Source organism: Paenibacillus sp. 01T431 (assembly GCF_056398625.1).
Window position 1 is genome coordinate 45,623 of sequence record NZ_JBFTPT010000026.1, and the last position, 25,610, is coordinate 71,232.

Annotated in this window: 17 protein-coding genes and 4 pseudogenes; 2 read left to right on the forward strand and 19 right to left on the reverse strand. The window is 44.5% G+C overall.

The window, feature by feature from the left end:
• Window positions 1–292 precede the first annotated feature (292 nt).
• The 13 genes and pseudogenes from AC1DM9_RS31120 to AC1DM9_RS31180 all read right to left on the reverse strand — a co-directional run bounded on the left by AC1DM9_RS31120 (window position 293) and on the right by AC1DM9_RS31180 (window position 17,835).
• Complete coding sequence (locus tag AC1DM9_RS31120; protein ID WP_477512040.1) at window positions 293–1,528, reverse strand: CynX/NimT family MFS transporter; 1,236 nt, start codon at window positions 1,526–1,528, stop codon at window positions 293–295.
• Between the two features lie 220 nt (window positions 1,529–1,748).
• Window positions 1,749–2,315 carry a helix-turn-helix domain-containing protein gene (locus AC1DM9_RS31125; protein WP_441884495.1) on the reverse strand — a complete coding sequence of 189 codons (567 nt, stop codon included), beginning with the start codon at window positions 2,313–2,315 and terminating at the stop codon, window positions 1,749–1,751.
• A 158-nt stretch (window positions 2,316–2,473) separates the two neighbouring features.
• Window positions 2,474–2,860 (reverse strand): annotated as a pseudogene (locus tag AC1DM9_RS31130) (manganese catalase family protein); the annotation flags it as partial.
• Window positions 2,861–3,144: 284 nt separating this feature from the next.
• A pseudogene (locus AC1DM9_RS31135) lies at window positions 3,145–3,234 on the reverse strand (flagellar biosynthesis protein FliA); the annotation flags it as partial.
• 528 nt (window positions 3,235–3,762) lie between these two features.
• Window positions 3,763–6,594: a sugar-binding domain-containing protein gene (locus AC1DM9_RS31140; RefSeq protein ID WP_477512039.1), complete on the reverse strand. Its 2,832-nt coding sequence runs from the start codon at window positions 6,592–6,594 to the stop codon at window positions 3,763–3,765.
• 32 nt (window positions 6,595–6,626) lie between these two features.
• On the reverse strand, window positions 6,627–8,225 hold the full coding sequence (locus tag AC1DM9_RS31145) for a response regulator transcription factor (protein ID WP_477512038.1): 1,599 nt from the start codon (window positions 8,223–8,225) through the stop codon (window positions 6,627–6,629).
• Window positions 8,225–10,012, reverse strand: a complete 1,788-nt coding sequence (locus tag AC1DM9_RS31150) for a cache domain-containing sensor histidine kinase (protein ID WP_477512037.1) — start codon at window positions 10,010–10,012, stop codon at window positions 8,225–8,227. The genes AC1DM9_RS31145 and AC1DM9_RS31150 overlap by 1 nt, the downstream gene beginning before the upstream one ends.
• 90 nt (window positions 10,013–10,102) lie before the next feature.
• On the reverse strand, window positions 10,103–11,803 hold the full coding sequence (locus tag AC1DM9_RS31155) for a type 2 periplasmic-binding domain-containing protein (RefSeq protein WP_477527907.1): 1,701 nt from the start codon (window positions 11,801–11,803) through the stop codon (window positions 10,103–10,105).
• Window positions 11,804–11,878: 75 nt separating this feature from the next.
• Window positions 11,879–12,775 carry a carbohydrate ABC transporter permease gene (locus tag AC1DM9_RS31160; RefSeq protein WP_477512035.1) on the reverse strand — a complete coding sequence of 299 codons (897 nt, stop codon included), beginning with the start codon at window positions 12,773–12,775 and terminating at the stop codon, window positions 11,879–11,881.
• Between the two features lie 3 nt (window positions 12,776–12,778).
• Entirely contained in the window at window positions 12,779–13,672 is an 894-nt protein-coding gene (locus AC1DM9_RS31165) for an ABC transporter permease (RefSeq protein WP_477512034.1), read from the reverse strand.
• A gap of 189 nt (window positions 13,673–13,861) precedes the next feature.
• A complete protein-coding gene (locus tag AC1DM9_RS31170) occupies window positions 13,862–14,107 on the reverse strand; it encodes a hypothetical protein (RefSeq protein ID WP_477583916.1) in 246 nt (81 codons plus the stop codon).
• A 65-nt stretch (window positions 14,108–14,172) separates the two neighbouring features.
• Window positions 14,173–15,150, reverse strand: coding sequence for a glycosyl hydrolase (locus AC1DM9_RS31175; protein ID WP_441884480.1), 978 nt, complete (start codon window positions 15,148–15,150; stop codon window positions 14,173–14,175).
• A gap of 507 nt (window positions 15,151–15,657) precedes the next feature.
• Window positions 15,658–17,835 (reverse strand): alpha-galactosidase, encoded by a 2,178-nt coding sequence (locus AC1DM9_RS31180; RefSeq protein WP_477512033.1) that lies wholly within the window; start codon window positions 17,833–17,835, stop codon window positions 15,658–15,660.
• A gap of 203 nt (window positions 17,836–18,038) precedes the next feature.
• Here AC1DM9_RS31180 and AC1DM9_RS31185 point away from each other — a divergent pair, with 203 nt between their 5' ends.
• Window positions 18,039–18,857 carry an AraC family transcriptional regulator gene (locus AC1DM9_RS31185; RefSeq protein ID WP_477512032.1) on the forward strand — a complete coding sequence of 273 codons (819 nt, stop codon included), beginning with the start codon at window positions 18,039–18,041 and terminating at the stop codon, window positions 18,855–18,857.
• 29 nt (window positions 18,858–18,886) lie between these two features.
• Here the strand turns inward: AC1DM9_RS31185 and AC1DM9_RS31190 are convergent.
• Window positions 18,887–19,179: pseudogene (locus tag AC1DM9_RS31190) on the reverse strand (GNAT family N-acetyltransferase); the annotation flags it as partial.
• A gap of 539 nt (window positions 19,180–19,718) precedes the next feature.
• Window positions 19,719–20,561 carry an AraC family transcriptional regulator gene (locus AC1DM9_RS31195; RefSeq protein WP_477512031.1) on the reverse strand — a complete coding sequence of 281 codons (843 nt, stop codon included), beginning with the start codon at window positions 20,559–20,561 and terminating at the stop codon, window positions 19,719–19,721.
• Window positions 20,562–20,677: 116 nt separating this feature from the next.
• Here AC1DM9_RS31195 and AC1DM9_RS31200 point away from each other — a divergent pair, with 116 nt between their 5' ends.
• Complete coding sequence (locus AC1DM9_RS31200) at window positions 20,678–22,663, forward strand: beta-galactosidase (protein ID WP_477583919.1); 1,986 nt, start codon at window positions 20,678–20,680, stop codon at window positions 22,661–22,663.
• A gap of 405 nt (window positions 22,664–23,068) precedes the next feature.
• Here the strand turns inward: AC1DM9_RS31200 and AC1DM9_RS31205 are convergent.
• The 4 genes and pseudogenes from AC1DM9_RS31205 to AC1DM9_RS31220 all read right to left on the reverse strand — a co-directional run.
• A pseudogene (locus AC1DM9_RS31205) lies at window positions 23,069–23,200 on the reverse strand (transposase); the annotation flags it as partial.
• A 219-nt stretch (window positions 23,201–23,419) separates the two neighbouring features.
• The gene (locus AC1DM9_RS31210; protein ID WP_477512029.1) at window positions 23,420–24,109 is read right to left on the reverse strand and encodes a CPBP family intramembrane glutamic endopeptidase; all 690 of its coding nucleotides are present in this window, start codon (window positions 24,107–24,109) and stop codon (window positions 23,420–23,422) included.
• Window positions 24,110–24,558: 449 nt separating this feature from the next.
• Window positions 24,559–24,840 carry a transporter gene (locus AC1DM9_RS31215; protein WP_477512028.1) on the reverse strand — a complete coding sequence of 94 codons (282 nt, stop codon included), beginning with the start codon at window positions 24,838–24,840 and terminating at the stop codon, window positions 24,559–24,561.
• A gap of 435 nt (window positions 24,841–25,275) precedes the next feature.
• Window positions 25,276–25,610, reverse strand: a 335-nt coding sequence (locus AC1DM9_RS31220; RefSeq protein WP_477583921.1) for a GNAT family N-acetyltransferase, incomplete at its 5' end; no start/stop codon positions are given.

A 25,610-nucleotide genomic window follows, 5' to 3' on the forward strand; every position in this document is an offset into this window, starting at 1 on the left:
ATTAAGAGTCAAATCATTGCTAAATTAATCGATTGAGCTGATCATGATTGACGCTTCTAAAAAAACTAGGGCCACTTTGGGGCCCTAGTTTTTTGTTTGTTAGCGATTATCCACTTTCAATGATAATCAACGAACGCCAATTTAGCTGTCGAAAGCCTTCGATACATATTCCTGGCTGACATTAACCAAGGTAACTTGAGTTTATTTGTTTCAGGCTATTCATAGGTTGCATCGAGGAGTTTGTTCATTATTTTAGCTTTATCAATTGCCACAATAATTTTGTCAAACCTATTCATCGTCCTTTCTGTGGCAGTTCGTAACTATTTCGGCTACCTACAAAACGGTTTCTTCCTGCTCCTATACCGACTATAAAGAGTAAGACCGAAGCGCCAAGCAGAATGAAAAGTGGCAGATTCCAACTATTTGTCAAATCATGTAGAAATCCTATAAGGGCAGGACCGATTGCGGCAAGAAGATATCCGATCGACTGCGCCATGCCAGACAGTTCCGCTGCTTGATGCGCATTTTCAGTACGTAAACCGAAAAACATCATGGACAAACTAAAGGCGCAGCCTCCACCAATTCCGAGTATTATGATCCATAACAGAATTATATTGGAGCTTCCGTATAGAAGTCCGAGCGTTCCCGTCAAAAGCAAAATGGTTATGATGACCACTAACAAACGTTGACTAGACATGCGCCCAGCAATAACGGGCACAATAAAAGTAAATGGAAGCAGAGCTAACTGCATTATCGAGAGGTACCATCCTGATTGGTTTGAGTCAATTCCTTGCTGCTTTAAAATTTCAGGCAACCATGCGATCAACACATAGAAAACCATGGACTGTATACCCATAAACAGGGTTACTTGCCAGGCAAGAGGGGATTTCCAAACATTCACATCATTACTGGCTATCTGTTGACTCATCGTGGTTGTTTGCTTCGTTTGATTTCTTAGTTGGGGTAGCCAACAGAGAATCGATACAAAGCTTAGAATCCCCCATATTCCCAATGCTCCCTGCCATTTTAGACCTGCGTTCACGGCTAGCGGTACACTGATTCCCGATGCGATTGCTCCAAATAAACTCATTGAAATGGAGTAAATACCTGTCATGGAGCCAATTTTATTTGGGAAATCCCTTTTGATTAAACTTGGCAATAATACATTACATATGGCAATTGCGAATCCAAGAATTGCTGTCCCAATATACAGATTAGCTATGCCAGATAAAGAACGTATTACAATGCCAACAGTCAGAAAGATTAGGGCAATCAAAATGATACGTTCAACACCATACCTTCGTCCTAATTTTGGTACTAGTGGCGATAATAAAGCAAAGGCAAGCAAAGGTACCGTTGTTATCAGGCCGGCTAATGTATTTGAAATAACAACGTCATCCCTTATGAAACTCACTAAAGGACCGACTGAGGTTAAAGGAGCACGTAAATTAGCTGCAATAACAATAATGCCGAGAATTATCAGTCCGATAGAAGATGGTACGGCTTTTTTATTTTGTTTGTTCGACATTTTTCATTTCTCCTTCCTGAATTTATACGTATAATTTGTTTCCTACTGATTGAAAAAATATGAAATAACATCCGCGCGAATATTAAAAGTATATTATAGTATATTATTTTTAACAAGTGGTATTGTATAATATACATAAAATCATCTGAAAACAAAAATACAACTCTGAATTCCCGTCATGGAATTCGGAGTTGTATTAAATAAGTAGGATTTCTGACTTTTAGAAATCATACTTTAAGCATATATGGAGCACTGTTTCGCTATTCGTATGATTGGTATAAGAGTGAGGACAATCTGCACGAAAACTGATCGTATCATATTGATTCAATGTGTAAACCTCTCCATTGACTTGAATTTCAATGGAACCAGTCATTACTGTCGCAATTTCTGTTGTATTCGCATGATGACCTTCAGGGTGATACGAGCTATTCGGCTGTAAGTAAGCCCGACACATTTCAATATCGTTGCTTGTGTGTTTAAAGACTGGTTCAATGATCCAATTTTTTTGATCATTAGAAAACCGCAGTCCTTCTCCTGCTCGATACAAACTAACAGGCTCTTCTGATTTCAACAAAGCCAATAGCGGTAAAGACATGCCTTTTGAAATTTTCCAAATAATCGCCAAAGTTGGATTTGTATCGCCACGTTCGATATTCCCCAGAGTAAGTTTGCTTACACCCGTTAATTCCGCTAATTCGTCTAAGCTCATGTTTTTTTCTTTTCTGTACTTTTTCAAGGCACCGCCGATTTGTAATACAAGCTGTTTTGATTCATCGATTTCATCCATTTGATATTCACCTCAACAAAAAACAATTATAGCAAGTATACTGTTTATCTAGACTCTTTTCCATACAATTAGTATTGGATGGTGGACTATTCTCCTCTGTACAATTCTGTACACAAACAAAAAAAACCTCCCCGCAGTACCCTGCAGAGAGGTTCCTTCTAATAGAATATCTTCTCATCCCGCTTATCCTTAAGTATTTCCACCGCTTCCCGGAACCGCAGAGAGTGTATAATCTCCCGCTCCTGCAAATACTTCAAGCTATCCTGCAGATCCACATCATCCCTAAGATCAATTAGCCACTGATACGTCGCCCTAACCTTCTCCTCCGCCGCTATGTCCTCATATAGATCCGCAATTGGATCACCTTTGGCCTGAATGTACGTAGCCGTAAAGGGTACGCCGCCTGCATTCTCATAAAACAAGGCGCTGTTATGAGCCACATAATGAGCACCAAGTCCAGCAGCCTTAAGCTGTTCTGGCGTTGCATCTTTTGTCAGCTTGTAAATCATGGTCGCAATCATCTCAAGGTGTGCAAATTCGTTGGTGCAATGCCTTCCAAGACTGACTTGGCATTATGGTATCCTACTCATTTAGACAATATATAAAAAAGCCACATGTTATGCGACTTCCGTTGTATAGATATTCATATCATCAGACAGAACTAATGTTGCTCTTCAAAATAATGAACTCTGAAATAATAACTTCTTTTAATGTTATTTTCTTTTTTGTTTCGATCTATTGGAGTTAGAAAAATCACATCATCTGGGTTTTTCGCAACTCCAAACACTTCTCCTTTAAAACTTACTGTTTCTAAATCCCAAGTCAATAGACTTACCGTAGCTTTGATCAGGGCTATGGTGCCGATTGAAATCAAATCCTCTAAGTCCTCACCCGTATTATCGTATTTTTTGAGGTTGTGGACACAACCCTATGTAAATCATTGCTGCCAAGAGTGGAAAGCTATCCTCTGCAGTTCGATCCACACTAATAGTAAACACCCATTGTATAAATACAATGAGTGTCTGTCTTTCATTACTTAATCGTTTTTAGCTTAGGCGAATTGCTCTCTCATAATGATATCACCGTTGATAAGCTATTTCTCAAAATCCGAACCCAATTAGCCATTCTCCAAAGCAATTGGTCTACGGCCAGCATGCAAAGAAGCTCTTTATTAACGTTCACGTTAACCAGAAGAGGAAGATTGTCGATCGTATTGTCAAAACCTTTTATCGTGCAGCTTTGGGGGATAGGAAACGCCCGTTTCTCTAACGCTAAGAATGCGAATTGAGCAGTGGCTCAGAGCAGATGTCATCAACATCAATAGTTTGTTTTAGCACATAACCGCTGAGATACGGAAGAATGTAGAGACATTTATGATTAATATCATGAAAGAATCCCATGCGTATTATCGATCGTCTTTGCATCAGAATGTAGAAGTGTCTTTAGTTCAACTTATATTATTCGGATAGGAAGGATTAATAACCGCTTGACCGCGATGCGTCTCGCGATCGCTCTCCACGTTCGGATCCAGCACGCTGCGAATCTGGTCATAGCTGAGTTCTAATGATGGGTTGAACTCCGCAGATGCCGCATATTGCAGCAAGCTATGAAAAAGCTGGCGTACCTCCGGCTTATCTTGGTGACCAATAAGGTCGCTTGCGCATATGAGCAAGCTTCCATTGCCAACCTTAGCTTCAACGATCAAGCCGAGCTTATGATTGCGCTCAAAGTTGTCAATGACCTGCACTAGGGGACGGAACGCTTCCGGCCACTTATCCAGTATAAGCGAATGAGAGTGGGTCAGGATCGGCCACCACTGCCAGTTGCTATGAAACTCGGTTGGAAAGGCCTCGAACATGGGATGCTTCTCATCACATAAGATTCCGAGCGTTCCCGGTGCTGGAGCCGCGTTTTTTCCCTCACAGATGGATCTAAACATAGGATAACACCAAAAGTCCGAAGCAAACGCTCCGCCGATATGGGAGGATAGCTGCTCTTGATGGGGAATGAGCAAAACACGCCCGCCTTCTTCGAGAATATCGCTTACCTCTTGATTGAATTCTCTACGCAAGTGAAATTCAGCTTGTTGCGGCTTGGCTTCTGCCTGCGCCGACGGATATACCCAGATCGGATAATGATTTATAACGTCGCTGCCCTTCCATTTCAGAGTAAGCTCCAGCTTGGCGGGAGCCTCTGCTGCGGACAGGTCGATCTGCAGCGTACCCACATTTTCCAAAGCCCCTTGTTGAATATTCTTTGCCGCCATCGCTCCAGCCTCAATTAGTCGGTCTCCTTGCTTTAGCGACCACTCCAACTGCATAGCTTCAAGCGAGTCAGACCCGTAATTTGCGATTTCCAGTTCGGCGACAAACGTCTCCTCCTGGGTATACGTAAACCTCGGAATCCTTGCCAGCAGAACGATTTCCGAGCAAAACTCGCGCCACTTCTCCGGTTCTATAAAGCCTTTGGATTCCATAAACGCGTCCAATACGCCAACCAATGCCGTTCCTTGGCCCGGAAAGTCCTGCAGATCTAGCAGTTGAAACCCGCCGAAGCCCGGAGTGCGCAAAGCGGCTTCAATCTCTTCGCGGTAGCATATAACCGCGAGCTGTCCGGATGCCCGGAAGAAATGATCGGCTTGATCGAGCATTCCCGCAGCCTGAAGCCTCTCGCGAAACACTTCTAAGTTCCGTGCTTTCAGAACGCCTGTGTATTTCTCTATTTCGCCAAAGTTTGGGAAGGATTGATATTGGCCAATTTCATGGCTTATCGTAGGCACTTGAATGTCCGGAAGATTATCACGATAGTCCGTTAAGGTTGAAGGATAGCTATCCTGCACATGCCCAAGGGGCAAGTCCGCATGGGAGAAAGAAGCTCGAACCATCGATTCGCCATGCCCTGTTCGCATGGTAACCCAGAAATCAGAGTCTTCCGAGAAAGCCGGCGCCCAGAAATAGTTATTCGCCCCTTCAGCGTATAAGCGCCTGCTATCTTGTTCCCGATATTCCTTCAACAAGCTCGACATGGCGTTGCGACTGCCATGCAATTCGTTGCCTAGCGTAAACAAAGCAAATGATGGGTGATTGCCATAAGCCTTTAATATGCGCAATCCTTCCTCCCGCAAGTAGTCCGATCTCGCCTCATCATAGTCTTCATCCGCTGGATCTTGAAATGCGCCCCAATACGGCAGCTCAGGCTCGAAATAAATACCGAGCAAATCCGCGGCTATAAATCCTGCTTCTGGCGGGCAGCAGGTGTGGAAGCGATAATGATTAATCCCGTAGGACTTGGCGATAGATAGCACCTTGACCCATTCTTCCACCGTCATCGGCGCATAACCGGTTAGAGGAAAAGCCAACGCGTCATGTTTTCCTCGCAAAAATACTTTACGACCGTTATTCGTGAACTGTGTGCCTTCCGTACCGAACTTGCGCATGCCGAAGCTTACGGATTGCTCATTCCGATACAATTTCCCGTTAGCGTTCGCCTCCAGACTCACAAGCAAGCGGTATAATACGGGGTTGAACTCATCCCACAGCATGATATCTTCGCCGAGTTCATAGTGCAGTTCAACAGACTGGTTACCCGGTACGGACTGAATCATAGCGATCTTTACTGCTGTTGCAGCATTTGCGTTGCCTTGGATTGTTCCAACCATATCCATTAAAGCGATAGCTAGCTGGGTATCCGCATTGTCCATCGTATCGTTGATCAGTTGAAACCTGAGCTGAACGGACTTATTAGCAACATCGGGGAACGCCTGAATGTTGTCCAATCGGATTAAATCCGCTGCTTGAAGCTCCATTCTGCCGAGCAGTCCGTTCCAGTTCGTCTGCGTATCGGGTGATGTCATATGACCGCCTTTTATCGGCAGGCCGCTGTTATCAACCAATATGGTTAACGTATACGTGCCAGGAGTCATGATCCCAAATTCATAGATATGGGGCGCGCTTATGCTGTTCTGCATGCCTTGCAGTTCATCGCCGATCCAAACCTTCGTTACTCTTGTCCGCTCCACGTACAGCTGGATATGCTTGTTCGCCCATTCCGCCTTGATTTCAATCTCGCGTTGGTACCATGCATAACCGTTTATCGGATAAGCCTCAGTTAGGTGAGCGACTTCTTTGGCCGTGTTATATTCGCCTTTTTGATACTCCGAGGTGGTTCCTGGCAGCTGAATGTGATCTTGCAGCCGCTCGTTATACCATTTTTGATCAATGCCTTGCTTGGTCTCATCCAAGCAAAATCTCCACGTTCCCGCAATTGACTCTATCATCATTTTTTCATAGCCTCCAGCTCATAGCAAATGCCTTAATGGTAATCCCTATATTCTTGCGGCGTATAGCCCGTCGTCTTCTTGAACAAGTAGGCAAAATAAGCTGCGGTCTGAAATCCGACCTGCTCAGATACCTCATACACCTTGATGCTTGGATTGTTAAGCAGCTCTTTGGCTTTATTCATGCGTGTTTCCTGTAGAAAATCAGATATCGTTTTGCCCATCTCTTTTTTGAACAGCACGCTTAAGTAACTCGCATTCAGATGATGAATTTCAGCAATTTGCTTTACTGTGATATGTTCTTGGAAATGTGCCTCCAAATATTCGGAAACCTTGCCGATCAGATTATGCCTTTGACTGGCTTCACCTTTCTTTTCGATAACCATATGGCGTTGAACGTAATCGATCACGACTTCACGAATTTGCGCCTCGCTTCTGCAATCGATCAGCTTCTGCCACATCTCCAAATTCATTTCCCCGCCCAGCTCTTTATTCCATGTCTGCTTGCGAGCCAGTTCGCTGAGCAATGCCATGCCAAACGCCTGTATATACGTAAATGGCATAGAAGGCTGAGGAAGCAGCATATCAAACACATTATTAACGTAGTCAACAACCTTATGAGCATCGGCAGCATCTTCTGTCAGCTGTAAAATCTCGGGTATAATCTCTTCTCGCAGACGAAATTGTTGGAACTCAGATTCATCTAGTCGATCATAGTGCAGAATTTGCCCGCTCTCCATCAAGCGGAATCTTGCCATCATGAATTTAACTTCCTTATAAAGCGTCGGTACATCTTCCCAAGTCGTACATACTCTGCTATTGCCAATCGTAACCGTTGAGCCGTATTGCTCCTGCATGACATTTTGGATGAAAGCAAGCTGTTTTTCAATTGACGCACGTTCAAGCGGACTTAAATTAATGTGCAAGGCCACGATTTCATCAGTGACGGTCTTTGCGATATAAACATGATCAAAATCGCTTAAACCGATATGGACCGTTCTCAAAAATCCGTTGCTGATCACAACCCTCTCTCTTGCGTCCTGCACCGAGGAATGAAAATGATCATAGCCCAGTACGATTAATCCGATTTCTTGGTTGCTTGCAGGAAGCTCCAGCAGGCTGCCCCATGAATGCAGCATCTGGGCATGAATGCCTGCCTCCCCAATAACATCGGATACGAACCGTTCTCTGACGATATCGAGACTGCCGGATACTTTCTGCTGCAGCTCCTGCGCTTGATTTTCAATTTGCTTTAACTTGGTTAATGTCTTGCGGAACCCGGTAAGCTTGCTCTCTACCTCTTCCACTTTAATCGGCTTCAACACATACGCTTGCGCCCCAACGTTCATCGCTTCCTGTACAAATTCGAATTCGTTGTAGCCGCTGATCATCAGCACTTGAAGCTGCGCCTGGATCGCTTTAGCCTCTGCAACAAGTTCAATTCCCGTCATAACAGGCATTGATACATCTGATATCAACACATCAATAGAAGTATTCCGCAATAAGTCGAGAGCTTCTTGACCGGACTCTGCGGTGAAAGGCGTATCATAGCCTAGCTCCTTCCACTTGATATAGCGCACAAGCCCCTGAACATGGGTAGGCTCATCATCCACGATCAACGCTTTTAACAACACTACATCACCTTCCTAATCTGCGGCCTATGAACACTTGCCGGTATGATAATCGTTGCCGCCGTCCATTCGTTCTCTTTGCTGTCTATGGTAAATTCATGTTTATTCTCAAAATAGAGCTGGAGCCGCTCGCGAATATTAGCAGTACCGTATCCGTTTCCGTTCCCCGCCTGCTTTCCTAATTGAATCTGTTTCAGCATCTCTCTTGAGATGCCTATTCCGTTATCGAACACCTCGAATCGAATGTTGTCTTGTTCGAGCTGCGCCGAAATTCGGATAACGCCGCCCTTCTTCCCTGTAATGTTGCCATGCAAATAACAATTTTCCACAATAGGCTGTAATAACAGCTTGATCGTGTAAAGCTCCAGCAGCTCTTGCTCGATATGCCACTCGATGGTCACCCTTCCCGGATAACGCATTTCTTGAATATCCAAATAAGCTCTGACATGTTCAAGCTCGCCCTTTATTTGTATGACATTAATTTTATTGTCCAGCGCCAGACGGTAAAAGGCGGTCAAGGCGTCTATGGTGCGCAGCTGTTTTTCGTCTTGAAGATCCAGCGCACGCCACCTTAGCAAACTTAACGAATTGTATATAAAATGAGGATTGATTTGAGCCTGCAGCGCTTTGAATGATTGCTCGCGTTCCTTGAGCTTCGCTTGCGTAATGTCTTCAACGAGCATACCCAGACGGCTGGACATCGAATTAAACAAAATTTCCAGATCGCCGAGCTCATCTTTAGCCGTATTGCGAATACTGACATCGAACTGTCCTTGACTGACATCGTACATGCGCGTGCCAAGCTTACGAATACGCCATACGACATTTTTCAGCACCGTCATAATTAAAAAAGTAGAGCAAAGCAGAAAAAAGAAAATAACAGCCACGATGCCGTATAAAATCATCTTGGACTGGCGCTCAAGCTGATCCATCTGGATCAACGCGGCCACATGCCAGTTCGAATCAATCGGCCTTACCATAAGCAGATTGCCATCCACCATTACGCCATCAGATAGGCTCGCATTATCCCAGTGATTATTCAGCGTTGTCGATTGAAACTTTAATCCGATTTTTTCTGGATCGGAGGAAACGATGATCATGCCGGAATCGTCAATAATCGATAATTCGCCTGAACCACTGAACGGCTGATTGAACAGATTGCCAAAAACCGATTTATAGTCTAACAGCATATAAATAATGCCCTGCAAATTGCCGGTCGGGCTCATCACTTTATGTGAGATGACAAGCTTATTCTTGTTCACATTGCTCCATATTAACGAGTTGGAAGCCTCGCTCGTTTGGATAAACCAATCCGTCTCATTCAAGTCAGGCTGCAAGATGCGCCCCTCTGGCTTCCACAGCAATCGTCCGTCCTGCACAAGCATCGGATTCGTGTGGTAAATCCGGAAATCATCGATACCCGGCAAGTATTTACTCGTAAATACAAATGAACGGTCTACATACTCAACCGTGTTCAGCTGCTCGAACATATCCGAGTAATTACGGCTTAACCGCGAGATTAGCTCCCCATCCGTTGCCGTACGCGTAGCAAGCACATCGTAGCTTTGCTTGCGGAATTCTATATTTTGAACGGTTTGGCGCATCGCTTCATTAATGGTGACCAGGTAATTGTCCCTGAAGCTTTCAAGCGCAAGATAGCCCGCAACAATGCCTAAAAAAATCGTTGGAACAAAAATAATGGCTCCATACAGAATTAATATTTTTCGGCGCAGGTTCATTTTCTGGGTGTATTTAATAACGATTCGTTCAAGACTGCGGCGTAATAGCATCGTATCCCTCCTTTCCGTATTGTAATCGTATTCGCAACAATGGAAAAGGGAGCAACCTCCCAGAAAGGAGTGCTCCATTTTGGTATACCGCTAGCCTTGCTCTTTCAGCAATACTTCATATTGCTCCTGCCATTCTTGCTTAACTTCAGTCCAGTGCCCACGTTTCTCAAGGGCATCACGGAAAGCCATCCAGGTTGCTTCGAACTGCTCGCCGCTTTTGGACATGATGAGTTTCGCTCTATACTCTTTGCGAATATTTTCGAGCTCAGGCAAGTATTTCTCTAGCAGACCGCCTGCCTTCGCTTTAACCAAGTCATAGGTTTGCGTGCTACGCACGGCGCCCATCTGTCCTACCGTTGCCGTGAATTTCGACGTTTTTTCGTTTCCGACTTTATCGCCTGTGCCGTAATTCCACCACGGATACCAGTCGTTATTATAGGAAGAAATCATATACAGCTCTGGCGTTACTTTCGCTTTCTGTGCAGGCTCGCCAGAATTACGCGCTTTATCATATTCTGCATCAATATAATTCCATCGTCCTAGCGGCTGATCGATCCAGCCCCAGAACTTTCCTTCTGGTCCTTCGTTAATGACTTGCTGCTGATCCGCTCCAGGCTTAAGTGAGTAATCAAGAAACTTCAAAACCGCTTCTAGATTTTTGGATTTTTTGCTAATGTAGACGTCATATCCTGGATACGGGTTGATGACAGTGTTCGCTCCAAGCTTCTCAACGCCCTCTACCTTAGGGAATGGAACGACTTGATAGAACCAGCCTGGCTCAGTCGGGCCGTCCAACGTCTCCCAGATCGAATTATCCACGTTAAAGAAGGAGCCTACGTTCATCGCTACGCGTCCAGCTTTGTTTTTCTCTTTGTAGCGTTCCTTTTTATCGGTTACGACCTCTGGGTCCACCAGATTGGAACGATACATTTTGTTCATCCATTGGTAAGCCACTTTATACTGTGGGTCGTCATACAAGAGGACAAGTTCGTCACCCTTCTTCTCTACCGGGATAATACCGCCTCCCGTCGTTACGCCAAACGTGCTTAAAACCGTATTTTCATCGTTCCAGCCTGCCGTATCGTTAGGATCCATTAAGAAGCTAAGCGGAATCAGCGGCTTGCCTGACGCGTCTTTTTGCTCTGAGGCTTTTTTCAAGTACGCTTCAACACCTTCAATCGTAGCCAAATCAGCTGTGGTCATTCCCGCTTTCTCAAGCACGTCCGTACGGACAAGCCATGTTTGCGATGCCCAGCCCGGCCATGGATTGTCAGGATTTTGGTCGAACCAGGTTGGAATGGACCAAATATGCCCGTCCGCATCCTTCATTTGGTCCAAATATTGCTTAGGAATCGCTGCAAGGTTGGGATATTGATCAGGCATATCGAAATATTGCTCGACTGACAAAATTTTATTGGAGCGAATCATCGCTGCTTTCACGATTTCACTTCGATTGAAGACAGCTGCATCTTCGAAGCCGCCGGTATTCAGCTTCAAGTTAAGCGCCGTAACTGCGTCACCTTGAGTAGCTTCAAGCACAACCTCAATGCCTGGCTCCGTTTCCTTCCAATTTTTTTGGACAAGGCTATCATTATTAACCGTTGCCGACCAGCCCAGCCATAGATTGAACTTGTTGGAGCCTTTTGTCGTTTCCGTTCCGCCTTGCGCTGCGTTCGTGCTTTTCGGATCGTTCTTCGATGCATTCGAACCGGAACATCCTGCGATGACAGATAGCAATACTACACCGGACATAGCCATTAATCCGGTCTTCTTTACCCATTTGCTCTGCATGCTTCTTTTCTCCCCTTTTCGCTTACCTAAGTTACGGTATGTGATGAAGCCCAATACCCTCATTAACGGTGGCTCTTAACCTTTGACGGAGCCGATCAATACGCCCTTTACGAAATACTTCTGAAGGAACGGATACACACATAGAATCGGAATCGCGCTTACCATTACGGTTGCCATTTTGACTGACATGAGTGTCACGTTCTGCATTTGCGATCCTCTGGCTAGCGCTTCCTGATTCGAGTTCGAGCCCAGGATTGCTGACATATCCTGCGCCGACAATAACTGCTGGAGAAACGTTTGTACCGGAATGAGATCCTGCTTAGTGACGTAGAACGCTCCGGCGAACCAATCATTCCAATGGCCGACAGCGGTGAACAATCCGATTGCCGCAAGCATTGGCTTCGACAGCGGAACGATAATTTGGAGCAATACGCGGAACGGCCCTGCACCATCCAGCTCCGCCGACTCGACGAGTGCCTCTGGAATGCCTTGAATGAACTTCAGCATGACAAACATATTCCAAGCCGAGAACATTCCGGGTATGATATAAACCAAGAAGTTGTTAATAAGCCCCAAATTATAAAGCTGAATATAAAGAGGTACAAGCCCTCCGCTGAAAAGCATGGTCAGCAAAATATAGCTCAGAATCGATTTACGGAATGGAACCTTCGTATACGATAAGCCGAATGCCACCATCAGCGTGACCATGAGGCCAGCTATTGTACCCGCGATAGTACGCAAGATCGTAATTAGATATGCGTGCTGAATCACTTCGTTACCGAGTACGATTTCATAGTTGATTAGTGTAAATGCCCGTGGCCACAAATATACGCCGCCCTTCGCTGCGTCGGTTCCCTCATTCAGTGAGATCGCCAGCATATACGCGAATGGATAGAGCACGGATAAACACAGCAGAAGCATAAGAACAATAAGAATGATTTGGGAAATGATCTCACCAGATGTACGTTTCATCGATTACCATAACCCCTCGCCATTCAATTTTCTAGATATCTGATTCGTGAGCACCACTAGAATAAGACCGATAACGGATGACAGGAGACCGATTGCTGTAGCCATTCCGAAATACCCCTGTTGAAGGCCGGTTCGAAGCACATACGTATCGAGAACGTCCGCCACCTGCATGTTCGCCGGATTCAAGAGCGGATAAATTTGATCCATGCCCACGGTAATCAAACTTGGAATGCTAAGAATGAGAACGATTGAAACCGTCGGGATCATGCCTGGCAGCGTAACATGCCGGATTTGCGCCCATTTCCCTGCGCCTTCCACCTTGGCCGCTTCATACTGCTGGGGATCAATGGCTGTAATTGCCGCGAGATAAAGAATCGTATTCCAGCCTACTTCCTTCCACAATCCGCTGGAGACGATCATCGGCCGAAACCAGCTCTCCGAGCCTAGGAAGAAGATAGGCTCTCCGCCCATTTTTGTAATCAAATCATTCGCCAAGCCGCCGTCTAACGTAAGAAACGATTGTAAAATATAAGCGACGACAATCCATGAGAAGAAATGAGGCAGGTAGCTAACCGATTGGACGAATCTTTTGAAGCCTGCGCTCACCAATTCATTAATCATAATGGCCAATCCAATTGGAGCCGGAAATCCGAATACGAATTTCAAAACCGAAATGAACAACGTATTTTTCACGACAATCCAAAACTGAGGCTCTTGCAGAAACGTGAAGTTTTGGATTCCAACCCACGCGCTGTCCCATATAGATGACCCGATCTGAAAATCGCGAAATGCGATTTGAATGCCCGCCATAGGAACATAATTAAATAGAAACAAAAGCAAAACAGCCGGTAAAATCATGACATACTGCCAACGATATTTGTATAGTTGTGCTAACATGATGTCGCATTCCTCCTTCTGTAATACATTGTAAGGGGTTTCAGTTAGGTAAACCATATAACGTTGATTGGATTTTCATCGTAATGATTTGCTCTTTGTTCGATAACAAAAATAGGCGGCCATGAGGCCATTTGTTAAAATCTTCGTCTTTTCTCTCGAGAGAGATCCGGATGAACTTGATTCTTTTCTTTAAAAACAAATCCATAATTCGAATGGGACTCGTTGGTGATTGCCTTGGTCATTGCATAAAGATAATCGGGCCGAACGGACGTTTTTCCGCCAGATCCGCATAATCGAAATAGCCTTCGTAGATCGTTTTCCCGCGATGAACAACCGAACAGCACAGCCGGCAAGACCGTCATCCACAAAATGTTGAAGAAGCTCATTGCTGCTGTAAACGTGACTGTACCACACAGCGCTAAGTAATAGTGACACCTACACATGAAAAAAATCGGCCGTCTCCGTTAAATCCGAGACGGCCTGTTTAGAACTCAACTGTTTTAATACAATACGGGTAATTTATCGAGTGTAATCGCATATTCATGATGGTAAGCCTGGAGTAGTTCCTCCTCGGAAGTCCACTCTGCAGTCGATCCAAATTCGTTTGACCAGATCATGTACCAAACCCACGGAATTCTAGTTATAGAGAGTTGATTTATGCTAGGCAGCACCCCAATCTCTCCTAATGCAACTAACTTCGGTTCTGAGGTTATGCGCATGAGTTCCTCATATTCGGGCTGTAAATCCGTATGCGTATGCTTGGGAGGGTACAGGTCTCTTGATATCACATCAGTCACATCATCACCTGCATATCCTTCCGCCAAAGGTGAGTTCCAGACCCAGATTAGATTATTCAGAGCATGGATGTGTGTATATCGGTCATACATAATACGGTACAACTGCTTTGCAACCTCTGGCCCTTTGTGACCCCACCAGAACCATTCCCCCTCGGCTTCATGGAAGGGTCTCCACAGAATCGGAATCCGATTCTCGCAAAAAGGTTTCAGGATATCGGCCATATGATCCATATCGGAAATCAATGCCTCATACTCCTCCGTTCCTTCTATTACAGCATTGGAGGCATCAAATGTTGTATTATTCGAATAGAACCCCTTATCCCAGCTTCCAAAAGGAGAGAACCAATGCCAGGTGAAGGTGATCATACCTTTTCGTTCTGCCCATTCCCAAGCGCGGTCAAGCGTGTTTCGGTTCTCATCAATCTCAAGCAGGCACTCTGGACTGCTGTTTTCATAATTAATATTCGGCGAATAACTTAACAGCTCAAAGCCACAAAGCGCAGGAAGCCTCCCCGTAACCTTTTCGATGTACTGGAGTTCCTTTTGCAAATTGGTTTGCGTGTGTTGACCGGTAATAATAGCTTTGCCAGCTATCCCGCTTAAGTACTGTAGTACTGCTTTTACTTCTTTAGAAGCATTCGGATTGCAAGGTACCATAGCAGCGAGATTCGGATTTCTCATGGGTCACTTCCTCATTAGGTATAGATTTGGCATTAAATCAGACAGTGCATAAAAAAGGGCCGTTCCGCCTCCGCTGGGACGGAGAATGTCCCTTAACTTTTCAATCAAAATAAATTACTTGGAAGACCATTAGCCCCCAGGATAACAGCTGGGTCGTCATTTGGAAGGGACATCGTGTATGCCGCTCCGTATGCTCTCATTTTGAATTCTTCTTCTTGAGGGAATAGGTCTTTCCAATGCTCGATATTATAGGCTTTCAGAGCTTCTTTTTCCGGTTCACTGTAATTCCCTGTCAGCATCTCCGAATAATTGCGAGTAAAATAATATAAAGTTGAATCCTTGAAGTCATTGCCGACGACCGACCCGAAGCTACCTTAGCTTTAAACTAGTCAGTCTTCTGCACGAAGTTTTCCGGATCGAGCAATCCAATGTCATTCATATGATTCAGCCAACGGAATTTTTTTTCCGGACGACCAAATTTCTCTAGAACATTAATGAAGTCAGGCCTTACCCAGCCTTAACTGCTTTAAGTCTGAACCATCCACTTTCATAGTCTTTCTGATGATAAGCTAGGTGTAGTCCCAATTGCATGAGCCTGTCTCCCCCATAGCTTGACTTTTCTCCATAGTTACCTGACCAAACTTCGTATTCAAGATCCGGGTTAAGCCCATCAAGCCGCAAGGTTCTTCGCGCTGCATTCGGCACGGCCATCACTTGAAAATAGTACACAACGGCTTCCTCTTTGTCTTCAGATACAAACATCCAAGCCGATTCGTTCCCTTCAAATGGACTCTTCAAGCGATACAAGTCACCCTTTTGAACTAATCCACGAATTTGCTTGTAAGTTATGACTTGGTTTTTGACAATCTCTTTGTCTTCATCGCTGAATTTGGTTAGATCAAGCTCATATCCAAAGTTTCCAGACATGGCGACGTTCCCACGAAAATCAAGTGGCGTTATCCGTCCAACTTGATGGTTAGGAACGGCTGATACATGGGCTCCAATTGCACTTACAGGATAAACAATGCTAGTACCATATTGTATCTTTAACCGTTCTACAGCATCCGTATTATCACTTGTCCAGGTTTGAGGCATGTAGTAGAGCATTCCAGGGTCGAAGCGGCCTCCACCACTTGAGCAACTCTCAAACAGAATATTCGGATATGCCGTGGTGATGCGTTCCAACAGCTCGTACAATCCTAGAACATAGCGATGGGCCGTCTCCGATTGACGTTCAGAGGGCAGTGAAGCGGAACCCATTTCAGTCAGAGCGCGGTTCATGTCCCATTTCACATAAGAGATCGGCACGCTGGAGAAGATCGCTGAAAGGGAGTCATAAATGTAATCACGAACTTCCTTTCGAGTATAATCCAGCACGAGCTGCCACCTTGCTTCGCTGCGCCTGCGTCCAGGAACATGAAGACACCAGTCCGGATGCTCCCGGTAAAGATCGCTGTCCGGCGATATCATCTCGGGTTCAAACCAAAGTCCGAATTTAAGCCCAAGCCGATTAATGCGTTCCGCCACATCAGCAAGTCCGTCCGGCAGCTTCCGGCGATCCTCGTACCAATCACCAAGAGATGAATTATCCGAATCCCTCTTGCCGAACCAGCCGTCATCCAAGACGAACAGCTCAATTCCTAGCTTCTCCCCTTCTTCCGCAATTGCTAACAACTTTTCAGCATTAAAATTAAAATAAGTAGCCTCCCAGTTATTAACTAGAATCGGCCGCTCTTTATCTCTATATTCCCCTCTGCATAGCCTTGTCCGGTACAAGCGATGATAAGTACGCGACATATCGCCCAACCCTTGCTTAGAGTAAACCATAACGACTTCCGGTGTTTGGAAACTATCACTTGGATTCAGTAGCCATGTGAAGTCAAAAGAATTCACTCCCATGCTAATTCGCGTAGTGTTGAATGAATCCACTTCAGCAACCGCTTCAAATCCGCCGCTGTATACTAAGCTGAAGCCGTAAGCATCACCATGGTTTTCCGTTGTTTCCGGAGTGACCAACGCGTAAAAGGGGTTTAATTGATGGCTGCTCATGCCTCTCTTGCTATCTATTCGAGTTTCACCTTGATGAAGAGCTCTGCGGGTCATATTACCTTCTCGAGCCCAGGCTCCAGAAAGATAGATGATTTCTAAGTCCCCTTTATCCAGGAAGTCTACACTTGCACTTAGAGCACGGAGAAGCCGAAGCTTCTTTCCCCCTTCATTACTCAAGCGTGTAGAACGGATAATGACATTCCGATCAACAAAAACAGTATAAATAAGGACTACTTTTAGACCCGAATAGGCATCCTTCAGCTCCAGCTCCAAAGTCTCTGCTTCGGCTTCATTTTCTACATAAACGGCTGGAAGTCCAGCTAATGAGGGCTTCCCCTTAATGAGCTTATAACCTACGTACTTTAACTCCGTAATTCGGGTTCCATCCTCAAGCTCTACTTGATAAGCCGGGTTACGAAAATCCCCGCTCCCGTATTGAGGGTATTCTTGGAATAAGCGATCCAATCCAGCCTTCTCGGGAGTGTGAATTAATAAATCCGCCATGGGTTCCCGATGCTTCAGGTTGCCCCCCCAATATACATGGATAGGATATCCATCCTTAATTTGAATAAGATAACTCATGCCGGCCGACTGCAGGTGAAAAAGCCCCGTATTCTCTTGAACAATGATGCCCATAAAACTTCTCCTCTCAACACTACCCTCTCAGAGCAAATGTTTTAGTGTTCTCAAAATAAAATATGGTTTTAAGCTTGGTACTAATTAATAGATTATTTGTCAACTATACAGGAATAATATATCAATACTTAATATTGAGTACATAGCTTGATGCTCACTAATTATGTTATAATGCTTGGAATTTAATATTAAGGGGTTATACCATGATTGAGTATTTGTCACGAAGCAAACAGCACACTGAATTGTATCTAACACAATTTGGAATTGAAGAATGTATTCCGAGTCATTTTTTTGGGCCAGCCATAAGAAGTCACTTTCTTCTTCATTATATTTTGGACGGAGAAGGGATTTTTGAAGTCGATGGAAACAAATATCGGCTTCAGAAAGGTCAGAGTTTTCTTATATGCCCGGCTGTCATTACTTATTATCAAGCCGATTCCAAAATCCCATGGTCATATTGCTGGTTTGGTTTTGACGGAACACTGGCAGAATTGCTCCTCAAGCAAGCAGGATTAACGAGGGTATGCCCAATACTCAACTGTGGTAAAGACGATATGATTTATAAATATTTGATGTTAATGGCCGAGTCCAATGGAAATCAAAAAACGAGAGAAACAAGACTGACCGGTTTGCTTTACTTATTATTATCCCTACTTGCAGAATATGGACCGGTAACGCCAATTGAGCAACAGGATAGTCGTGCGGAAATTTACGTAGAAAAGGTGAAGGAAATCGTCGAAACTAACTTTGCTCAGAAAATTACCATTGAGGACATTGCCCGCATCATCGGACTCAATCGAAGCTATCTTTGTTCGTTATTCAAACAACAAATGAATACTAGTATCCAGGAATACTTAATTCGTATTAGGGTCCAAAAAGCATGTGAAATGATGGGGAACGTTGAGCTGACGATAGGTGATATCTCCCGCTCTGTCGGCTACAATGACCCTTTGCTCTTCTCCAAAATGTTTAAAAAGATAAAAGGAGCTTCCCCTAAGAATTACCGATCAGAAACCCAATGATAATCCATCCTGCTGCCTTTACTAAGGTTCTAAGAGTGTATGGTCATAATAAAATCTATGTGTTCTTCATCTCCCATATAAAAGGAGTGAGCTCCCGTTTGAACAAAACCCATTTTTTATAAAAATCAATAGCATTCTCATTCTTTTACCAAACTCCTAGCCAGATCATCTTTTTGTTTTGTCTAATGGCTATTTTCATTGCTTTGTTAAAGAGATTTACCAAGCCTTTTTTCTGATATTTGTTGCTTATATAAACCAGCTGTTTAGAGTTAAATGCTCTTACCAAAAAGGCATTCATATTCTCAGGCGAATTCTGATCTTTAATGTATCGTTACTGTTACAGTCATTTAAATATTTAACTCCTTTACTCTTAGAATAAGATGAAATTGGTCTCTGCTTCGCTTTCGAAAAACCACGCTAATGCAACACTGTTCGAAATAAATGGAAACTCCTGCAGTTCAGATCGTTTTAATCATCTTGCTCATAAACACCCCGGAACCCGGATCCGGATCAAGTCTCGCATGCACGTTGGTATCTTCGAATTCATGTCAAATATATTCGACTCCCGGGCTCTGCTCCAATCTCCGATTTGTCTACAGAAGAAGTTGTTCGCGTTGAGGCTGCTGACGAAACTTATATACGCATACAGTATGGCATTACATTGTTCTTCCGCATCTTCCTAGCAGAGTGCTTTAGGTAATCTTAGCCTAATGCCTGCTCAAGCAAAGCTGGCATTTCACTGAAATCCTAAAAAAATCGCGTTATCCCATTTGGATAACGCGATTTTTATGTCCAATGAATTTGCTTCCAAGTTAACTAGATACACATTTACTCCCCGAACGCAATTAGACAGCACATATGTTACGACTTCTGATAGCTACGGCGGAAGGCACCAGGTGTCAGCCGTTCCAGCTTCTTGAAGATAGCTCCATAATAGCTAGCAGATTCGAAGCCAACTTGATGAGCGATGTCCTGCATCCCGCGCTGCACATTGTCGAGCAGCAGTTCCTTGCTCTTGTTGATCCTTACCTGATTGACATAGCTGATAGGGCGAATGCCTGTCGTCTTCTTGAACAAATGGCAGAAGTATTCCGGTGTGACACACATCAGTCCGGCGAGCGTATGCAAAGCAATCTCTTCGGCATAATGCTGGTCAATGTAATCCATGACCGGTTTTAACCGCTCATACTGCTGCCCGACGGTATCGCTGCCCTCGACAGAGACGCGCTGAATAATCTCCGTCAATAAGGTATAGAGGATGGCGGAACAGGAGTAATTGCTTAACGTTTGCTTTTGCGGCGTAAGGGCAGCTTGCAGCAACTCCCGCATTCGGGATAAAAGGTATTCGGGCGATGCGAGCGCGAATACGCATGTGTCTACAATGCCGACTGTTTCAAACAAGCTCGCTGACCCGCTGCCATCAAAGATAATCCAGTCGACTTCCCAGTTCCCCGACAAAGCATAGTATTCGTGCTTCTGACCGGGGAACAGCAGCATGCCCATGCCTTGCTTGACGATATACTCCGTTTCGCTTAGCTTGAGCTTGCCCTCGCCATTGCGGCATTGAATCCACTGATAATCGAGAATGCCTGGGTCTCGGCGAATATGCTCCTGGTCATGATGCAGACCAATGCCAAGCAAATAAAAAGGGAGCAGCTTGTCTCGAGCGGAAAGTACTGGGAAAGCGAGATTGGGATGAGGCATGCGACCAACTCTCCTATTATCTTAATATTATTATACTGTATTAATTATTTAAGATTTTAACTCCACTTAATATATCATATAATCGCAATATATTGATGAACAAAGGAGATTACAGGATGACGATTAAGATCGGAATTGATTATTATCCAGAGCAATGGACTCCCGAGCTTTGGGAGAAGGATGCTGCGCTTATGCAAGAGACGGGTGTTGCAGTTGTACGATTCGCGGAGTTCGCCTGGAGCCGAATGGAGCCGACCGAGGGTCATTATCGGTTTGAATGGTTGGATGCGGCTATAGAAGTATTCGCCGCACGCGGCATGGAGATCGTGTTATGCACACCTACCAATACGCCACCGAACTGGATGACAGCCCGTTATCCGGATGTGCTGCCAATGGATGAGCAACGTCAAATCATCCGGCCGGGTGTGCGTGGACATCGTTGCAACAACAGCTATTCCTTGAGAATGCTGGGCTCTAGATTTGTGGAAGTGATGTCACAGCGCTATGCGAAGCATCCCGCCGTCATTGGCTGGCAAATCGATAACGAGATGCACTACCAGGAATGCCATTGTGATACGTGTAATCGTGCATTTGTCGCTTGGCTGCAGAAGCGTTATTCCAGTCTGGAAGAGATAAACCGGGAGTGGGGCATGGTCGTCTGGAGCGGAGAGTACAGCAGTTGGGCCGAGGTAACAACGCCGCTCGGTACCAGCAAGCCGATGAACCCTTCTTATCTTCTGGAGTACAAGCGATTCTGCTCGGACAGCGTAGGCTATCTGCTGGGATGGCAGCTTGAAATTCTACGCAGAAACTGTCCAGGCAAATTCGTGACGCATAACATGTGGCAATTCCCGAATAGCCTGGACTATTATGATCTCTACAAAGAGCTGGACTTCGCCTCTGTCGATTATTATCCGAATGAGCTGTATCGCGATCATGGCGATCGGTTTCCGAGGAACGGAGCGCTGACACTGGACTTGGTTCGCGGCATAAAGCGCCGCAATTTCTGGGTAATGGAACAGTTGAGCGGAGCGCAAGGCGCCTGGATGCCAATTCAGCGTACCCCTTATCCCGGACTGATCCGAGCTCGTTCCTGGCAGACAATCGCCCGCGGCGCCGATATGGTCGTCCATTTCCGCTGGCGGAGTGCTGCCGTCGGAGCCGAACAGTTCTGGCATGGACTCATCGACCATAGCAATGTTCCTGGACGCAGGTTCAGGGAGTTCGCGGAGCTTACTCGCGAGGTGAACCAGCTAGGATTACTACTGGCAGGCTCCACAATCGTTACCCAGGTTGCGATTCTGCATTCGCATGATCAGCATACGGCGCTTTCTCTTCAGGCGCAAGCGGAAGGGGGGATGCACTATATGGACAACTTGTCCTCTATGCACAATGCATTTCTGAAAATGGGCGTCGGTACGGACGTTATCAACTGGACCGAGGAGCTCGATGGCTACAAGCTGGTCATTGTCCCTTCCCTCTTTCTGTTAAGTGAAGAAACAGCGCAGCGGCTGGAGCGATTCGCAGCCGGGGGTGGCACGGTCGTCCTCACCAATCGGACAGGCGTGAAGAACATGAGGAATGTATGTGAGATGCTGCCTCTGCCAGGGCTGCTTGCGGAAGCGGCGGGTGTTGTCGTGAGTGAATATGATGCAATCGGCAACAGCGAACATCGAATACGGAACTCGGAGGGACAAACATTCGCTGCGAAGCAATGGTGTGATTTGCTGGAATTGCGAGGAGCAGAACCGATTGCCTGGTATGACAACGACTTTTACGAAGGTGTGCCGGCAGTTACTGTCAATAAGCTTGGTGAAGGTGAAGTGTACTATGTCGGCACTTGGCCGGAGCCATCGTATTTCTATCAGCTGTTCGAAGGGATATTGAAGGAAAAAGGCTTGGCTCCCAAGCTCCAACTGCCAGAAGGTGTGGAGCTGTCGATTAGAACGAAGGGTGAGGTAAGCTTCCTGTTCCTGATCAATTTGACGAATGAGCAACGAGAGGTTACTCTCGATGTTCCCTATCGCAGCTTGTTGACGAGCGAGATATCGGAACAGAAGATGATGCTGCCAGCTCTGGGAGTAGATATTCTAACTTTATAAGATCAGTGGCTTGCATCTTTGCTAAGGTCTGTCACACAAGGCGGAATACCTAGAGGGACAGCTTTTTAAGCTGTCTATGGACGCGTGTTAAAATGAAATGCTGAATGGGCATCGCCTTCATCGATATGCTACTTTGTATCTCATTTTACAAACGTTGTATTAATGTTCTCGGCTCATCCTTCTTCAGACTCACTATAACATACGATTTCGAGTTGTTTTGCTGGAAATGTTGACAAGCTATTTGTCAGAGTTTCATCCGCCCAAAGCATTCGTACCTAAATATGAATAAAGACAATTGATCTTATATGATCAATTGTAAGCTGTAGAGAAACCCAAGCTTTTTCCGATGCAATGGGTTTCTCTTTTTTTAAGACACGGTTTGAAGAGAGGTTAAAGGAATATTCCCTAGATTGCCCTCCTTTCTAGGAGTAGGGCAATCTTTTTCATGTTCTGCACGGCTGCGGTCATGAGCGCTTGCATAGTCGCATTCCGCAATCCCCTCAAACGGCAATAGCGAAACCCGTCATAGCGTTTTGAAAGATACACTTGTCAGAAGTTGCGGAAATAAAAAAAGTTACTACTGCTTGCATACAACGGTTAGCTCTAACGGAGAACTTTAGTTCTTTCGGAATGACCACCAGGTTATCCTATCCGTTTGCTTAATAAAAAGAGCAGGATACCTTAGCCCTTGCTCATCAATGAGTATTACTCAACTATCGTTCCCGTTAGTTCAATCAAATACTCATTTAATTAATTTTACGGCATCTTTTTATTTGGCAAAAATACAAATTTCGCATCAATAATAATGTGTAAGACGATTGGAATCCATAAGACGCCTGTTCCCACGAAAAGAAGAAACAAAATAGCACCTAAGTAGGTAGTAAGTAATACCCCTTTCCAACCTTGATATAAATGAACAATTCCAAATAGCAAACTAGAAACAATACCAATTGTGATGACAGACAGTTCAAATGGAAGATGATTTAAATAATATACTACCACTCCTCGGAAAATGATTTCTTCGCAGACTCCTGCAGAAATAGCTACTAAGAGAAAAAGTAAACGTTCTTTAATTGTTGAGGGTAACAAAAATTGAATGCTTTCATCAGATAGAGCATCAGATAATATTTTTCTTAATTTTTTTGAAAAGATAAGAATCAAAGTAAACATTCCAATACAAATACCTATTCCTAATCCAGCAGCCAATAAAAATTCTAATTGAAAAGGAAATAAGGGTTTATCAAGAAAAAATAAGTCGATTAGGGAACGTTGTGTAATTACCCAAAAGACAAATACAATTATGACCAGTAACCATTGAGTAATCATAATTCCAATGAACAATTTCTGCTTATTCACAAGATTTTGTTCGACCTTTTTCATATAAAAATAATCCCAGATTGGATAACCTACAGCAATTATTAGCAAAAGTGCGGTTAAAAAAAGCATCTCTATCACCCCTTCATTTATTATACACTACAACTCAACGATCAATTTTATTGACTATCAAATACTTCCTTTCTATTAAACTAACCTGCCCGTTAGCTTAACAAAGAAATGGAGCAGCTGCCGCAGCAAACTGCTCCATGATTGTTCAACTATCGTTACCCGTTAGTTCAACGAGGTAAGAGATTGTTTTCAAAAATGATACTGGCTACTTCTGAAGGTTTCTCCACCTTGTTATTCAGTGGCTCAACACTTAGAAACACTGCAAACCCCGCCAGCGCAGCAAATTGAGTGCCTCCCGATTGTCCCCTACCGTCTCGCAGAAACGCATTTTGGAGGCAACATCGGGCGAGCCAAAGGCGCTGGATTATATTTTATTTTCGAGGATGTCCTAAGTATCACTAACAGAGCGCGGTGAGTAAACAGTACCACTGGCACTCTGATTTTAGTGATCAGAAAAGGGTAGGAATCGGAGGACACGATACGGCATCGATGAATCGCGGATCGATACCATAGAAGTACCAGTATGATCCGCTCCATCTATACCCAGCAACACCGTCCATATCGACAGATGTCGGATAAAACCAGAAGTTCTCGCCAGACCTAAGCCAAATATAAGTGTACTGGTAAACGCAGTCGACGATATAAGAAACAGCGGGTTTCGGCGGGATGAATGCGGGAGGAGGTGACTGCGGCGGTTGTCTCATGGGTCCTATATTTCGCATTTGAACCATAACATCACTCCTAACGGAAGATATTCATGATATTACATGAAAGTGTATCTTATACTATGTAGATGAATAACCACTTGACTATACGCATGCCTAGTCATAACCATTTTGCACGGTCAACCGCTGCAATTTCTGTCCTGAAGCTTAAACTCCAGGGAATTGCTGTTATTATGTGTACGATTTCCATTTCACAGGGTACTTAAAAATTTCTCAAACTATTGGCTGAACTCTCCTGCCCGTTAGCTTAATTAGTGAGTTCAGTTTACAACTTTTATGTTTATCTTCTTCACCTTCTCCCTGCAATCTATCGGGAATGAGTTCAAGTTCTTGTCAAAATCTGGAATGGGATAAAGTTCTTATCATTTGTTTTTGAGAGGAACCTTATCCCACAAAATAAAAAAGCCACGATTTTCGCGGCATTAGAGTATTTGTAATTGCCTAAAGATTTAATTCCATCCAATAATCTGCTTCAATAAAACCAAACTTTTTATATACCGGACTACCTAATGTTGAAGCCCCGAGCCAAATTTTTGATACACCTGCGATTCTAGCTTCATCAACTAATTTATTTAACAAAGTCGTAGCTATCCCTTGTCCACGGTAATTTTCTTTCGTATACATATTCGTGATATAGCCCATTTTACCACTCTTACTTGTGAATGAAGGCGGGAAATCATAGAAGATAATTGCACCCGTAGCAATAGTTTCTTCATTGTCTTCAACGATCCATTCGATTAACGAACCATCACTCATCTTATTGTGAAAAAAAGAAT